This window comes from Sphingobacterium sp. JUb56 (genome assembly GCF_014191365.1).
GTDB classification, from domain to species: Bacteria; Bacteroidota; Bacteroidia; order Sphingobacteriales; family Sphingobacteriaceae; genus Sphingobacterium; species Sphingobacterium anhuiense.
On record NZ_JACHWL010000001.1, the window covers coordinates 2,929,012 to 2,944,914 of the forward strand.

Below are 15,903 nucleotides of genomic sequence, written 5' to 3' on the forward strand. Positions count from 1 at the left end.
AAAATAGTAAAATCAAAGCAATTTAATCTGCTAATTACCAAACTATCATTTTAAAATCAATAATTAATGACCTTAATTCAACGAATTTCTCTAATTTTGGTTAATTTAAACAAATCAGTAATGTCTGTAAATAAAGAAATAAAACGTATCACTACAGTACAGGTACAGGAAATGAAACATCGTCATGAAAAAATCGCGATGTTAACAGGTTATGATTTCACCATGGCAAAAGCGCTTGACGAAGGTGGCATCGATATCATTTTAGTAGGCGACTCCGCTGCGAACGTATTTGCAGGCTATGAAACAACACTGCCCATCACCTTAGACCAGATGATCTACCACGCGGCATCTGTTGTGAGAGGTACAACTAGAGCAATGGTTGTAGTGGATCTTCCTTTCGGCGAATATCAGGGAAGCATCGATCAAGCCTATTTATCTGCAGTACGTGTCATGAAAGAGTCGGGAGCACACGCCCTTAAATTGGAAGGTGGTCTAGAAATCATTGACAACATTAAGAAAATTATAAATGCGGGAATACCAGTTTGTGGACATCTGGGATTAACACCACAAGCAATTAATAAATTTGGAAATTTTGGTGTTCGTGCTAAAGATGATAATGAAGCAGAAAAATTAAAGGCCGATGCGCTAGCACTGCAAGAAGCAGGTTGTTTTGCCATCGTGTTGGAAAAAATACCAGCAGCACTTGCTGCCGAAGTAAGTGCAAGTTTAGCGATACCGACTATTGGTATAGGCGCTGGTAACCAATGTGACGGACAAGTTCTAGTTGTCAATGATATGCTAGGTATGACTAAAGGCTTTAAACCTAAGTTTTTAAGACAATATGCACAATTATATCAAGAAATAACAGGAGCTGTAGGACAATATGTAGCTGATGTAAAATCAGTTAATTATCCAAATGATAATGAACAGTATTAACATATAAACTGTCATGACCAAAGTTATATTAATAGTTGGACTTATTTTATTTTTATTGTACTACATCAGTAAAAAGCTGTCCGCGTCATTTACCGCAACCAATAGTCCAGCTATTATTGTAAAAAATGGTTATCAAAAAATAGATACATCCAAAGTTATCATAGCAGATACATCTCAAAAGGTAATGAAAAATGTAGGCATAGGAGCAATTTTATTGATTATTATGCTTGCGCTGATAATCAAGATAAAGATTTTACTATTCCTATTTCCAATATCAATATACATGATTGGTTACCTTTTTCTTTTTAAGAATCATTTAAAGAAAACGAGCAGTCAAGTAATTTGGTATAATAAGCAAACTGAAGATGTAATCATTGAATCTATGACAAAAGACCCTTATCACTTTAATTTGTTACGAGATGTTAAGGCAGTGCAACAAATTGAATCAATCCAAAATACAAAAGGATTATTATTTGGGTACTTTAGAATAAAAACACAAAAAGAGATTATAGAGATTCCGTATTTAGTCTTTCAAAATAATCCAAGCAATCATTTATTTTTTGATTCCCTACAAAAGAATTTTAAAATAGATATTCAGAAAAAGATATTTCCGATCATCTAAGACCAGTTATAAATCTGGTCTATAATGAAGATCGAAAGAGCAATTTCTTAAAATGTTTTATAAAAAAAGCTTCTATCCTATTAGGTCAGAAGCTTTTTTTATAAAACTAAAATAGGTTAAAAGTCATCCTCAATTATCTCTGCAACTCGACCGATCTGACCATCCATCAACCGAACCTTGATTCCTCTATGGTGAAATGGTGCAGATGTCAGAAGATCCTTAACAATACCTTCAGTAAGTTCTCCTGATCGCTGATCTTTTTTCAAGATAATGTTAACCAACATACCAGGTTTAATCGTTGCTCTTGTTTTTCCATCCATAATACAAATATCTAAAAATAAAAAGGGTCTTACAAATTAAGTAAGACCCCCTTGTATAAACTTAATATCCCTTACTTGAATAATTTAAAAATGTCATTTCCAAAAATAAAGACCATTAGAGCAAGTAAAATAAAGAAACCTACCATCTGTGCCTTCTCTAAGAATTTTTCACTTAATGGTTTTCCTTGGATCATTTCGATCAACAAGAATACCACGTGTCCACCATCTAATGCCGGTATCGGTAATAAATTCATGAATGCCAGAGCCATAGACAACATACCTACTAATGACCAGAAGCGTACCCAGTCCACTTCAGTACCGAACAACTGGGCAATACCTACAGGACCTGATAAAGCTTTATCGGCACGAATCTCTCCCTTAAATATCTTACCAAATCCTTTTGCATTATCAGTAATAACCGTGAATGCTTTCTTTGCCCCCATTGGCAAAGACTCCATTAAACTATAATGAATCGTAAATGTTTTAATGGTTTGATCCGGATTAACATTAAAACCCAAAATCGCATCAGAAGGCACAACACCTTTTAAAGATTGTTCTTGACCATCGCGTACAATTTTCAATTCAACTGGTTTTCCGACTTTTGCTTTCAATTGGTCCTTAAACTGATCAAAAAACTGAATTGGCGTATTGTCAACTGCAACAATACTATCGCCTTTAAGAAAACCCATTTTAACTGCTTCTGAACCCGGTTGAATAGCTGCAACAGAGGTCATTTTCATCCGTGGTTCTATAAATTTCTCATCTTTTTTATCCGCAATTGTATTTAAAATATCCGCTGGAACATGAATTTTTGTATCAGCACCAGCACGATTTACAGTCAGATCTACTCCTCCCATTAATAGTTTAGAGCTAATTAAATCTGAATAGTTTTCAATCTTAGTGCCATCAATAGCCAAAATACGGTCTCCCGCCTGCAAGCCGATTGACTTCCCAATTTCTCCGGGTACAATACCATTCACCAATTGATCATTCTTGATGTCCGTAGTGCCCATTTTAAATGTTAACATCCAAAATACAACAACACCAACAATGACATTAACAATAATACCACCTAGCATCACGATCAAACGTTGCCAAGCTGGTTTTGAACGAAACTCCCATTCTTGAGGCTCTCCACTCAATTGCTCAGTATCCATGGATTCGTCAATCATACCAGCAATTTTAACATAGCCACCTAAAGGCAACCAGCCAATTCCATATTCACAGTCTTTATATTTGAATTTAAATAATTTGACACCCCATGCATCAAAAAATAAATAAAATTTTTCTACTTTAATTCCAAAAGCGCGTGCCGCTAAAAAATGGCCCAACTCATGCAATACGATCAAAATTGACAAGCCCAATATGACTTGTGCCACCATAATTAAAACACCCATGTATCTTCTTCTATAATTATTTACTTAATTGATTATTTCTTGCGCAACTCTCCTTGCAGCATAATCGGACTCAATATAGTCATCTAGACTTGGTCTCGCAAGATAATTTACTTTTTCCAATACAGTCTCGATCACATCACTCATTCCTAAAAAACTAATCTTATCCTTCAAAAATGCATCCACAACGACTTCATTTGCTGCGTTGAGTACACAGGCACTATTCCCTCCCTTTCGTAAAGAATCATAAGCTAATGCCAAATTTTTAAAAGTTTCCAAATCTGGCTTTTCGAAAGTTAATTCTGGATAATCCATAAAATTAAACCGTTCAAAAGTATTCTTTAAACGATTTGGATAAGACAGGGCATACTGTATCGGTAACTTCATATCTGGCAATCCGAGTTGTGCTTTTAAAGATCCATCTTGAAACTGTACAAGCGAATGTACAATGGACTGAGGATGTACAATTACATCAACTTGGTCTACTTTCAGATCAAAAAGCCATTTTGCTTCGATTACTTCAAGTCCTTTATTCATTAATGAAGCCGAGTCAATCGTAATCTTAGCACCCATTACCCAATTCGGATGTTTCAAAGCATGTTCCTTTGTTACGGAAGTCAATATCGAACGGTCCTTCCCACGAAAAGGCCCTCCAGAGGCAGTGATATATATTTTTTCAATCGGATTAGCTTCTTCACCAACCAAACATTGGAAAATCGCTGAATGTTCCGAGTCGACTGGCAACATCTTAACTTGATATTGAGAAGCTAAGCTCATCACCAATTCACCCGCAACAACCAGTGTTTCTTTGTTAGCTAGTGCGATATCCTTACCGCAGGAAATAGCCTTAACAGTAGGTCTGAGTCCAGCAGCACCTACAATGGCATTCAAAACAACATCAACCGACTCAAACTGTACCACTTCTTCTAAAGCCTGCATACCTGAGTAAACCGCAATTTGAGTATGTCCTAATTTTGATTTAACAAAATCAACTTGTTCTTCATTGATAATAACAACAGCGTCGGGCAAAAATTCTAATGCCTGCGCTACTAACAAAGTAGTATTTGAACCGCAGGTCAATACTACAACATGAAAAAGATCAGGAAAGGCGCGTACCACATCTAAGGTTTGTGTACCTATACTACCCGTTGAACCTAAAACCGCAATTCCTTTTTTATTCAAAATCAAAATTATTTATTAAAATATATTACTTAAAATACTCGGATCTTCACTACCCTTATATTCTTGAACCATATCTCGGTAAGCAACTGTATAGACAACAGAAGTTAACGGGATAATTAAAAATGAATTTATTAAACTAAATATAATTGCCATAATGGAATACTCCATATAAACACAATAAATATTTAATACGCTAACAAAAGCTAAACTCAATAAAATTAAAAATAAACGAATTATATTTCCTTTCGTAATCGCCAGACTCCAACGCAAAGACTTCATAACACTAATTCCTTTATCAATAATAAAAAAAGGAAAGAATGAGATACGAAGCAATATAAAGAAGGATAAGATTGCTCCTACATTTGGTACGATCTCAAATGATACAACCTCCGTATCTATACCCATATAGATAAGCGGGAAACAAACAATCATAGCAAAAAAAAGAATCAGTATAGAAGCTAATGTAAAAACGACAATTCCACCTAAAAAATTAATTAATTCTGCCCAGGAAGGCCATGTTTTAACAACCCCCACATGCTCTTTATGATCCAATAAATTCAAAATAAATTTAAACAGAAACAATTGTAAGCCTAATAAAGTTACAGCAAATAACAGCATCAAAGGAATTTTGAGAAGTATACTTGAAGTCTCCAAATAAAAAGTTAATTCATGAGCAACAACAAACAATAAAAAAATAGACAATAACAATCCCCCTATTGAGAAATAATGTCCCTTTAGTATATGAATTGATCTGCTTAAAACTTCATTAACAGCAAAAGTGCTCTCCTTGAGAAACTGAATCATCGAAATAAAAATAAATTACACAAAGATGAAATAATTTTTGGTTATCAACAATTTAACAACTCAATATTTCATCTTTTTTTACACACAAAAGATAGCAAAACAAAAAAGCCTTCTCAAATAATATTCTGAGAAGGCTTTAGTTATAGGTACACCTCTATTTAAAGTCCTTTGGAACCGGTTTTTCTAATAAATACTGATAGTAAAAACGTACACGTTCTTTAAAATCATATGCATTTTTAGATCTTTCAAATCCGTGACGACTACCCGGATAAATCATCAACTCGAAAGGTACAGAACGATCGGTCAAAGCATCAACCAATTGCATGGTATTTTGCAAATGAACATTATCGTCCATATCGCCATGCATAATTCTCAAAACACCTTTGTAATTATCCGTATAAGTTAAGACAGAACCATTTTTATATCCCTCTGCATTATCTTGTGGCGTATCCATCCAACGCTCTGTGTAATGGGTATCATACAACTCCCATGATGTCACAGGAGCACCAGCTATCCCAAAGTCAAAAACATCTGCGGCTTTAGTCATTGCTAAACATGTCATATAACCGCCATAACTATGGCCAGTAATCAAAAATTTATTTTTAGCTACCCAAGGTTTTGCTTTAAACCATTTCGCAACAGTAGAATAATCTATAATTTCCCAGTGTCCCAGATTACGATGCATAAGTGCTACGCCCTGTTTTCCAAATTGTCCAGATGCACGATGATCAGCCGACACTTGAATAACGCCCTCATTAGCCCAATATTGACTTCTTGTACCTTTCCATGTATCTTTCACAGTACCTGCGTCAGGACCACCATATATACTGAAAATAACAGGGTATTCTTTCGATTCATCAAAATCCGTCGGATAAGTCACGACAACAGGTAAATCATACTGTCCATCATCAGACTTTATAGTAAAGTATTTTGTCTCACCAAATTTATAGGTATTAAAATCCGATGCTCTACTATCAGCCAGTTCTTTCACAATTTTACCCTTATTGTCAACTAGTGCAACCTTATTAGGTGTACTGACGTTAGAATAATTAGTTATGAAATAATGTCCGTCAGGAGATACTTTTACATCATGCGAATAATCACCAAATGTCAGTCTTTTCATATTCTTACCTGAAAAGTCAACACGATATAGATCATAACGTGCCGAATTCTCTTTACGCGCCATGAAGTAAACTACTTTTGCCTTCTCATCGATATACTCTAATGAAGTCACCTGCCAATTACCCGATGTAATTGGATTTAATAACTTACCATCTAAAGTATAAAGATAATAGTGAGCCCAGCCTGTCTTATCTGATTTTAATATATAGTGTTTGTTATCGGCCAGATAGGTGATACGCTCTTCATGATCTAAATTAATCCATGAAGATTGTTTTTCATCATAAATTTCTTTCTTAGCTCCAGAGTTAGGATCAACTTGATAAAATTTCAAATTATTCTGATCACGATTCATCCATTGAACCATGATGTTTTTACTATCAAAACTCCAATAAGGTTGGCCAAAATATTGATCATCCTTTTCGTTAAAATCAGACCAGGTCACTTCTCCACCAGTAGCATTTACAAAACCGACCTTAACTTCTGGATTTGGATCTCCAGCTTTAGGATAACGGGTTTCTTCTAGATAACCGTGTTGACCTTTCGACACATAAATTGGAAACATAGGCACCTTTGTATCATCAAAGCGCATAAAAGCTAACTTCTTACTATCTGGCGACCACCAAAAAGCTTTATAATTAGTTGATCTACCTAAGATCTCCTCATAATACACCCACGATGACCAACCATTGTAGATAACATCTGTACCATCGGTAGTATAACGAATTTCCTTGCCTGTCGTTAAATCAATCGCATACAAATCACTTTTACGTGTAAAAGCAACAAGTTTACCATCTGGTGAAAGTGTTGGATTTTGCTCTGCAACATCAGGAGAACTTGTCAGTTGCTTAGCTGCTTGACTACCGTCCTGAATAAAAATATCATTTTTTGAAACGTATACTTTGACAGATGATTTGGCAGGAACGACATATAATTCACGTTTCCCACTTTTCAAATCAATTTGATACGTTTTACCATCTTTCGCATCACGTTCTAGATAAGCGACACTGTTTGCCCAACCAGGGTAGAAGTTGACATTTTGTGTTAATGAATTTCGATTTCCCCAAGATTGATCAAAATCCAATCGTTTTTGTTGCGCCTGAACTGTAGATTCTGATACCAGAATAAAAGCCGTAAGACTCAGCGCGGTAATTAATTTACTCATTTAAATATGAAGATTATCTAAGTTTGAGCACTAATATAGGAAATTGCCCCTATTTACAAGAAATTTAAGTTGTAACAAGGTGATTAGACAACTCGAATTTAATTAATCATCAAACAGAGACAATTGATAACCCTCGAAACGGTCATTACTTTCATCTCTAAAATTTGAAATCGAAATCCCCATTAACCGGACTTTTTTATCAAACTCCAGTTTTAAAAGTAATGAAAGTGCAATTTGATACATATCTTCTTGATGTTTAAAAATCTCCAAGATAGAGATACTTCTTGTCAACACCGTAAAATCTGCAAATTTTACTTTTAAAGTCAAAGTTCTCCCCCATTTACCACCTTTTTCGAGTCGTGTATAAAGTCGTGAATTTAAGTCTTCCAAAATTGATTTTAATTCTTCTAACTGTCCAATATCACTAGGAAAAGTATCTTCAATACCAATAGATTTACGAATACGATTTGGTACAACTGCTCGATTGTCAATACCTCTCACAATTTGATAAAAAAAATCTCCCGATTTACCAAACCATCGCATCAAATCTACATGTGATTGCTTTTTTAGATCAAGACCTTTAAAAATACCCAAAGAGCGCATTTTATTTGCCGTTACTTTTCCAACTCCAAAAAATTTTTCAACAGGTAGCTCCTCCATAAAAGTTACAATCTTTGAAGGGCCTATAAAAGTTAAACCATCAGGTTTATTCATATCAGAAGCTATCTTTGCCACAAATTTATTAACCGACACCCCAGCAGATACGGTCAAATTAAGTTCGTCTTTTATTTCACGTTTAATTCTCTTAGCAATCTCTAGAGCCGACCCAATATGTTGTTTATCATCCGATACATCTAAAAACGCCTCATCCAAAGATAGCGGTTCAACCAAATCAGTATAACGATAAAAAATGGAACGAATATGATCGGACACCTGTTTGTAAACATCAAATCTAGGACGAGTAAAAATTAAGTGGGGACATAATTTTATAGCCTGTATAGATGACATAGCCGACTTAACACCATATTTTCTCGCCTCATAACTAGCAGTGGCTACAACACCACGTCCATCAGGAGATCCACCAACGGCGATAGGCTTACCCCGTAATTCTTCAAAATCGCGTTGATCAACAGAAGCAAAAAATGCATCCATATCTAAATGAATTATTTTCCTCTTCTTATTTAATATTGTATCATCCATCGTTTTTCAAAAAACAAATTTAGATAATATTATACAGAGAAGTCTCAACATTTACTATTTTGAATTCATCATTACCTAATGCAAAAAAATAAATACGCAGATAAAGGATTGACTATATTCAGAATAACCGACTCCTTCCAGCAAATAAATGCATTACTACATAATTACATTTTTAGACAACCAAAACCAGTATTAATTAAGGAATTATAAATACCGATATAAAAAAAGATGGCCTAAAAATTGATTTAAGTATAAACGAAACTTTATTGTTCATCTAAACAATTTTACTTAAGTTTATTATAAAATTAAACTCAGATATGACTAATTCTACAGATACGCAACAAAAAAAAGGAGGTTTTAAAAAATTTTTATTTATCACCATCTTAGTTATTTTAGCAATTGGAGCTAGCATAACATATTATAAATATTACTTCGTTTTCGGAGAAGGTGTTAAATCAGGATATTTAAATTATGCTGTCAAAAAAGGAAATGTTTTCAAAACGTATGAAGGAAAGCTTATTCAGGAGGGTTTTGGACAGATGAAAGCTGGTGGTGTAGCAAGCAATCAATTTGAATTTTCAATTGAAGACGATACTGTTTTTAAACAACTCGAATCAAATAGTGGAAAGTACTTTGATCTGCATTATAAGGAATATCATGGAGCACTACCTTGGCGAGGAAATACGGTCTATATCGTAGATAAAGTAATCAGTATGAAATAAAAGAAGCACTGTTTACAAAACAGTGCTTCTTTTATTATAACCGTATATTCAAAAGTTATTAAAAAGGCGCATCGTCCGGCATGTCATTCATACGTGAAGGCATCGTAATACCACCAGTCATCCCTCCCATATCACTACCACTAAACATAGCCGAAGGATTCATTGCTGGAGAACTGAATGATGTTGGATTATTAAAACCATCCGCCGCACCAACACCTGTAAATTCATCTTCCAAATCAACAAACTTCACATATTTACCGACAAAACGAAGTGGTACAATTCCAGTTTCACCATTACGGTGCTTAGCAATAATAACCTCTCCTACACCAGCAGTTGATCGACCTTCTTCATCTTCAGTCATACCATAATACTCCGGACGGTATAAAAATAATACCATATCTGCATCTTGCTCAATAGATCCGGATTCACGTAAATCCGAAAGCATAGGACGTTTTGAATTCCCTGGACGAGACTCTACCGCACGGCTTAATTGTGAAAGGGCCAATACCGGAACATTTAACTCTTTTGCAACAGATTTCAATGCCCTTGAGATACTACCGATTTCCTGCTCACGATTACCACCACCTTTTCCTTCGGCCTTTCCATGCATAAGTTGCAAATAATCGACAATGACCATCTGGATATCATGCTGCGCTTTTAAACGTCGGCACTTGGCTCTAAATTCAAATACGTTTAATGCTGGTGTATCGTCAATAATTAAAGGTGCTTCAGTCAACCTTCCAATTCTAGAATGCAGTTGCTGCCATTCATGATCAGCCAGATTACCTTTCTTCAACTTCTCCTGTTCGATTTCTGTTTCTCCAGCTATCAAACGATTAACCAATTGCACTGAAGACATCTCAAGAGAGAAAACGGCTACAGGTTTATTATGATCTACAGCAGCATTACGTGCTACAGATAAAACAAAGGCCGTTTTTCCCATCGCAGGACGAGCCGCAATAATTACTAAATCTGAAGGTTGCCATCCGGAAGTCATACGATCTAATGCTGTTAAACCAGAAGGAACACCTGTTAATCCATCTGTACGATCACGCAACAATTCCAAATTTGATATTGCTTCACGCATGATATCATCCATTTTCCTGGAGTCTCTTCTTAAATTATTCTGGGCAATATCAAATAAACTCTTCTCTGCATGATCCAAAAGATCAAATATATCCGAAGTTTCATCATAGGCACTATTAATAATCTCTGTTGAAACTTTGATTAATTCACGTTGAATATATTTTTGCGAAATAATACGCGCATGAAATTCAATATTAGCTGCAGAAACAACACGATCAGTTAATTGTGTTATATAATATGCTCCACCAACCATTTCCAGAGCTCCCATTTTTCGAAGCTCAGCAGTAACAGTTAATAAGTCAATAGGAGATGATTTCTGAAATAAGCTAAAAATAGATTCGAAAATTTTCTGATGAGCGTCTTTGTAAAAAGATTCTGGCTTAAGAATATCAATAACTTCACTTAAGGCATTTTTCTCCAACATCAGAGCTCCTAAAACCGCCTCTTCCAAATCTAAAGCCTGTGGAGGAAGTTTACCTAATCCACTGACTAAATTATTGAGTTTGGTTCTACGCTCTCCGAAATTGGTCTTCTTACCAGTTCCAGTATTACTATCTTCAAAATTATTATCGTTACTCATCTTATATGATATCCAAAAACTTGTGCATGTACGCTAAAAAACTGATAGCGGATAGCAAATGTAAAAAAAATAAGGTAGACATTTTTCAAGAGTTGTACACAGTCAAATTAGTTGTGAAAACAATCACCCCAAAAGCTTTTGATAAACATTGATTTACAACTCAAGTTTTCCACATTTGATGTTGAAAAAAATGTTGATAATAAAAAACAGCATCTAATTAACAAGACATTAAGCAACTGTTAACAACTTCCACCAATGTTAATAAAGTTACGCTATTTATCGCAACAATAGCGCAATCAAAAAAATAATAAATAATTAAAAATGTATTCAAATCGTCACGCTGAATAAAGTATTTGCAAGAAAATTTTGCTATTTTGATTTTTCCTTTTCGATCATATTAAAGCTCAATCAGAATATTGTATCTTTGCTACTATGACAAATGAAGCATCATCATTAAAACCATACAAGGACGCAAAAGACGGTAAAAAAGAGCAAGTTGCAGATATGTTTAACAACATATCCAAAACTTATGACTTTTTAAATCATTTTCTATCCTTAGGCATTGATATCATCTGGCGTAAAAAAGCAATTAATGCTTTAAAATCCATCGCTCCGCAATATATGTTAGATGTAGCAACAGGAACTGGTGATTTCGCGCTGGAATCAATTAAAATATTGAATCCAAAAAAAATAATCGGCGTAGACATTTCGCAAGGTATGCTTGATGTTGCACAGCAAAAGATTAAACAAAAAGGTTTATCTGAGCAATTTGAAGTACAACTTGGTGATTCAGAACAGTTGCAATTTGACGACAATACCTTCGATGCTGTAACGGTTGCATTTGGCGTCCGTAATTTTGAAAATCTAAATCAGGGCTTAGCAGATATCTGTCGTGTATTGAAGCCTGGCGGAAAAGCAATAATATTGGAATTTTCTAATCCTAAAAAATTTCCAATTAAACAATTGTATAATTTTTATTTTAAAAGAATAACCCCAACAATAGGAAAACTCTTCTCAAAAGATTCGAGTGCATACTCGTATCTACCTGAATCTGTAGCTCGATTTCCTGATGGTGAAAAATTTGCGGAAATTACAAAAGCCGTTGGTTTTTCAAACACAATAATTCGCCCCCAGACTTTTGGCGTTTGTACGATATATATTGCCACAAAATAGAGAACCAAATTTATTTTAAAATTAATTCAATGTCAAAAAAAGTATTCATTACAGGGGCAAGTTCAGGTATTGGAGAAGCTTGTGCAGAAGTCTTAGCGCGTGAAGGATATAATTTATTACTTTGTGCGCGTCGTTTCCAAAGATTAGAGGAAATTAAGGATAGACTTAATAAACAATATCCACAAATTGCGATCCATATCTTTGAACTTGATGTTCGCAATTATGATGAAGTAAAATCTAAAATTGAGAACTTACCTTCAGAGTGGAAAAATATAAATGTACTTATTAATAATGCAGGATTAAGCCAGGGTTTAGATAGCATCCAAGATGGCGATATCGGCGATTGGGATCGCATGATCGACACTAATGTCAAAGGATTATTATATGTTACAAAAACCGTCATACCGCTATTAGAAAATCAAGAGGGAGCACATATTGTCAATTTAGGATCTATAGCCGCTAAAGAGGTGTATCCAAATGGAAATGTCTACTGCGCCAGTAAACATGCAGTAGATGCACTTAATAAAGCAATGAGAATTGACTTACTTCCGAAAGGAATAAAAGTAACCGGCATAAATCCGGGAATGGTAGAAACAGAGTTTTCAGAAGTGCGTTTTAAAGGTGACATCGAGCGTGCAAAAAATGTGTATAACGGAGTTGACGCTTTAACGGGAAAAGATATTGCTGAAACAATATCTTTTGTGATTAGCAGACCCAAGCATGTTAACATCAACGATCTCATTATTATGCCAACCGCACAAGCAACAGGAACGATTGTAAATAGAAAATAATAAAATTCAGTTTAATATGACTTTAGAGGAAAAAATAAATCAAGATATCAAGACCGCAATGATCGCAAAAGATGCGAACAAATTACGTGGCTTACGTGCTGTCAAAGCAGCTATTTTATTAGCAAAAACGGAAAAGGGCCACAGCGAAGAATTGACAGAAGAAACAGAAATTAAAGTTCTTCAAAAATTAGTAAAACAACGTAAAGAATCCGCGGAAATTTACAAAACTCAAAACAGAGATGATCTGTATGCGATCGAAGTTGAAGAGCAAGAAGTAATTGAAGCATACTTACCAAAGCAACTCAGCAGAGAAGAAGTGGAAGCGATTATCAAAGAAATAATCAGCACAACTGGAGCTTCAACAGTAAAAGATATGGGCAAAGTAATGGGTGCTGCTAACCAACAATTAGCAGGAAAAGCCGACGGAAGGACAATTTCCGAGCTTGTAAAAAGTTTACTCGCTTAATTACATATACTTAATATAAAAAGGGCTATAGTAATATAGCTCTTCTTTTTATGGAATTATTTTGGAAATATAAGACATTCTCTGAATTAACAACAGAAGAATTATATCGCATCCTCAAATTACGTGTTGATGTCTTTGTGAATGAGCAACAATGCTTTTATCCAGAATTGGATAATAAAGATGATCAGTGCGCCCATATTTGGGCAGAAATCAATAATGATATTGTTGTTTATGCCCGAATTGTACCACCAGGTCTATCTTATCCGGAACCGGCAATTGGCCGAGTTGTAACAAACCCATCCTTTAGAGGTTGTAATTATGGGAAAGCTCTTATAAATAAATCGCTTACCTGCATATCTGAAAAGTATGGAACCACAGCGATTCAGATAGGTGCGCAAACCTATCTAAAGAAATTTTATGAAAGCTTCGGATTTGAACAAGTATCTGATGAATACCTGGATTATGGAATCCCACATATTGACATGATAAAACCTAAAACTTACTAATATGAATCATATTGTTATTATTACTGCCGCAATATTAGGTTCTACAGCCATTATGCTGGGTGCCTTTGGTGCACACGCTTTTAAGAAACTAATTAGCGAAGAAAAACTGACCTCTTTTGAAGTAGGTGTACGTTATCAAATGTATTCGGCTATTAACTTACTGGTCTTAGGGTTTAATTTACATTTCGACCTTTACAGTGAACGTTTTGTATTTTATAGTATAACGGCAGGAACTTTATTATTTTCTATCAGTATCTACCTCCTGTCTTTTGCTCAATATTGGAATAAAAATTTAAAATTCTTAGGCCCAATTACACCATTAGGGGGACTGTTAATGATCGCTGGCTGGGTTGCGTTAATCATTCGTTTTATTTAACTTTACCTATATCAAGGCAATGATGTCTGCCACTAACCGCTTTAATGAGCTGATGACGTCTACTTTTGCTGATACTTTTTGTATCCGCTAGAATCGTTTATGACAATAAGTAAGTAGACATGTCAACTAAAAGTAACACTTTATCAAAAATAGCACTTAAAGAGAAGACTTTTTGTGTTTTAAAATGGATAGCGATCGCCATTTCAGTTGGGTTTATTGTAGGATCAATCTCAGCTTTCTTTCTCACGAGCCTATCCTGGGTAACAAATTACAGAGATCTTCATCCGGTCATCATGCTAGGATTACCATTAGCAGGTTTAATAATTGGATTACTTTATCACTACTATGGTGGCGCTTCAAGCAAAGGCAATAATCTCCTGCTTAAAGAATATTACCAAAGCGAACAGACCATCCCATTAAGAATGGCACCTTTGGTTTTATTCAGCACGTTGCTTACACATCTTTTTGGAGGTTCCGCAGGAAGAGAAGGAACCGCTGTACAAATAGGAGGTGCAATCGCCGATCAATACTCAAGAATTTTCAAGTTAACTCATGACGATCGAAAGATTTTAATCATTATCGGGATAAGTGCGGGATTTGCTTCTGTTTTTGGAACCCCCTGGGCAGGTGCATTATTTGGACTAGAAGTTATAACTGGTGGAAAGTCAAGATTAAAAGCACTTATACCAAGTATCATGACAGCCTTTATTGCCAACTATGCCTGTTCTTTCTGGAATGTATCGCATACACATTATCACATTCGAGAAATCATCCCCGCACTCAATCCGCAACATCTACTTTATACGGTCATTGCAGGTATAATTTTTGGATTAGTAGCTTATCTATTCACTGCATTCGGAGATATCTTTAGCTACATTTTCAGAAAGATTCAATACCCTCCCCTGCGTCCTTTTATTGGAGGTATTGTCCTTATTTTCCTAATATGGCAGCTAGGAACTACACAATATATAGGTTTAGGAATTCCTACCATATTAGCCTCATTCGAAAGTCAATTAAATTCTTATGATTTTATTATCAAACTATTACTAACCACTTTCACCCTTTCCGCAGGATTTAAAGGTGGAGAAGTAACACCATTATTTTTTATTGGTGCAACTCTAGGTAATGTCCTATTTGGAATTATTCCGCTACCAATGGGATTATTGGCCGCAATGGGTTTTATTGCTGTTTTTGCAGGAGCAACCAATACACCGCTGGCTTGTATACTGATGGGGGTAGAATTATTTGGGTTTGAAGCCAGTATTTATTTTGCAATTGCCTGTTTTGTCGCCTATTTCTTTTCTGGAGCAAAAGGAATCTATACAACTCAGATCATCACAGGCCCTAAACATCACTTCTATCTCCACATAAAAAAAAGGCAAAATGACGTCTACGAACGATTAAGGAATCTATAATAAAAAAGTTCAAGGATTTGTCGCCAATAATCCATCCTTGAACTTT

At 35.2% G+C, this 15,903-nt stretch carries 16 protein-coding genes and 1 riboswitch; of the genes, 9 read left to right on the forward strand and 7 right to left on the reverse strand.

The window, feature by feature from the left end:
- Window positions 1–120: 120 nt before the first annotated feature.
- A complete protein-coding gene (panB, locus tag FHR29_RS12400; protein ID WP_021192252.1) occupies window positions 121–936 on the forward strand; it encodes a 3-methyl-2-oxobutanoate hydroxymethyltransferase in 816 nt (271 codons plus the stop codon).
- 13 nt (window positions 937–949) lie between these two features.
- On the forward strand, window positions 950–1,558 hold the full coding sequence (locus tag FHR29_RS12405; RefSeq protein WP_132845379.1) for a hypothetical protein: 609 nt from the start codon (window positions 950–952) through the stop codon (window positions 1,556–1,558).
- A gap of 116 nt (window positions 1,559–1,674) precedes the next feature.
- Here the strand turns inward: FHR29_RS12405 and FHR29_RS12410 are convergent, their stop codons facing one another.
- The 6 genes from FHR29_RS12410 to dinB all read right to left on the reverse strand — a co-directional run bounded on the left by FHR29_RS12410 (window position 1,675) and on the right by dinB (window position 8,742).
- A complete protein-coding gene (locus FHR29_RS12410; protein ID WP_021192254.1) occupies window positions 1,675–1,878 on the reverse strand; it encodes a YwbE family protein in 204 nt (67 codons plus the stop codon).
- A gap of 71 nt (window positions 1,879–1,949) precedes the next feature.
- Entirely contained in the window at window positions 1,950–3,275 is a 1,326-nt protein-coding gene (gene rseP / locus FHR29_RS12415) for an RIP metalloprotease RseP (RefSeq protein WP_132772828.1), read from the reverse strand.
- A 24-nt stretch (window positions 3,276–3,299) separates the two neighbouring features.
- Entirely contained in the window at window positions 3,300–4,454 is a 1,155-nt protein-coding gene (locus tag FHR29_RS12420) for a 1-deoxy-D-xylulose-5-phosphate reductoisomerase (RefSeq protein ID WP_183914999.1), read from the reverse strand.
- A 15-nt stretch (window positions 4,455–4,469) separates the two neighbouring features.
- Complete coding sequence (locus tag FHR29_RS12425) at window positions 4,470–5,258, reverse strand: hypothetical protein (protein ID WP_021192257.1); 789 nt, start codon at window positions 5,256–5,258, stop codon at window positions 4,470–4,472.
- 154 nt (window positions 5,259–5,412) lie between these two features.
- Window positions 5,413–7,542, reverse strand: a complete 2,130-nt coding sequence (locus FHR29_RS12430) for a DPP IV N-terminal domain-containing protein (protein ID WP_183915000.1) — start codon at window positions 7,540–7,542, stop codon at window positions 5,413–5,415.
- 102 nt (window positions 7,543–7,644) lie between these two features.
- Window positions 7,645–8,742 carry a DNA polymerase IV gene (gene dinB, locus FHR29_RS12435; protein ID WP_132772834.1) on the reverse strand — a complete coding sequence of 366 codons (1,098 nt, stop codon included), beginning with the start codon at window positions 8,740–8,742 and terminating at the stop codon, window positions 7,645–7,647.
- A 317-nt stretch (window positions 8,743–9,059) separates the two neighbouring features.
- On the opposite strand from dinB, the gene FHR29_RS12440 reads away from it, so the two are divergent.
- On the forward strand, window positions 9,060–9,464 hold the full coding sequence (locus tag FHR29_RS12440; protein ID WP_021192258.1) for a hypothetical protein: 405 nt from the start codon (window positions 9,060–9,062) through the stop codon (window positions 9,462–9,464).
- Between the two features lie 58 nt (window positions 9,465–9,522).
- On the opposite strand, the gene dnaB is transcribed toward FHR29_RS12440, so the two are convergent.
- Window positions 9,523–11,130 carry a replicative DNA helicase gene (gene dnaB / locus FHR29_RS12445; RefSeq protein WP_132845370.1) on the reverse strand — a complete coding sequence of 536 codons (1,608 nt, stop codon included), beginning with the start codon at window positions 11,128–11,130 and terminating at the stop codon, window positions 9,523–9,525.
- A gap of 432 nt (window positions 11,131–11,562) precedes the next feature.
- Between dnaB and ubiE the strand changes: the two genes are divergently transcribed.
- The 6 genes from ubiE to FHR29_RS12475 all read left to right on the forward strand — a co-directional run bounded on the left by ubiE (window position 11,563) and on the right by FHR29_RS12475 (window position 15,857).
- Window positions 11,563–12,303 carry a bifunctional demethylmenaquinone methyltransferase/2-methoxy-6-polyprenyl-1,4-benzoquinol methylase UbiE gene (gene ubiE, locus FHR29_RS12450; RefSeq protein ID WP_132772838.1) on the forward strand — a complete coding sequence of 247 codons (741 nt, stop codon included), beginning with the start codon at window positions 11,563–11,565 and terminating at the stop codon, window positions 12,301–12,303.
- A gap of 29 nt (window positions 12,304–12,332) precedes the next feature.
- Window positions 12,333–13,094 (forward strand): SDR family NAD(P)-dependent oxidoreductase, encoded by a 762-nt coding sequence (locus tag FHR29_RS12455; RefSeq protein ID WP_183915001.1) that lies wholly within the window; start codon window positions 12,333–12,335, stop codon window positions 13,092–13,094.
- Between the two features lie 16 nt (window positions 13,095–13,110).
- Window positions 13,111–13,560 carry a GatB/YqeY domain-containing protein gene (locus FHR29_RS12460; protein ID WP_021192262.1) on the forward strand — a complete coding sequence of 150 codons (450 nt, stop codon included), beginning with the start codon at window positions 13,111–13,113 and terminating at the stop codon, window positions 13,558–13,560.
- Between the two features lie 50 nt (window positions 13,561–13,610).
- Window positions 13,611–14,066 carry a GNAT family N-acetyltransferase gene (locus FHR29_RS12465; RefSeq protein WP_168125866.1) on the forward strand — a complete coding sequence of 152 codons (456 nt, stop codon included), beginning with the start codon at window positions 13,611–13,613 and terminating at the stop codon, window positions 14,064–14,066.
- Window position 14,067: 1 nt separating this feature from the next.
- The gene (locus FHR29_RS12470; RefSeq protein WP_183915002.1) at window positions 14,068–14,442 is read left to right on the forward strand and encodes a DUF423 domain-containing protein; all 375 of its coding nucleotides are present in this window, start codon (window positions 14,068–14,070) and stop codon (window positions 14,440–14,442) included.
- 6 nt (window positions 14,443–14,448) lie between these two features.
- Window positions 14,449–14,511: riboswitch (Fluoride riboswitch) on the forward strand.
- Between the two features lie 50 nt (window positions 14,512–14,561).
- Window positions 14,562–15,857, forward strand: coding sequence for a voltage-gated chloride channel family protein (locus tag FHR29_RS12475; RefSeq protein WP_183915003.1), 1,296 nt, complete (start codon window positions 14,562–14,564; stop codon window positions 15,855–15,857).
- Window positions 15,858–15,903 lie beyond the last annotated feature (46 nt).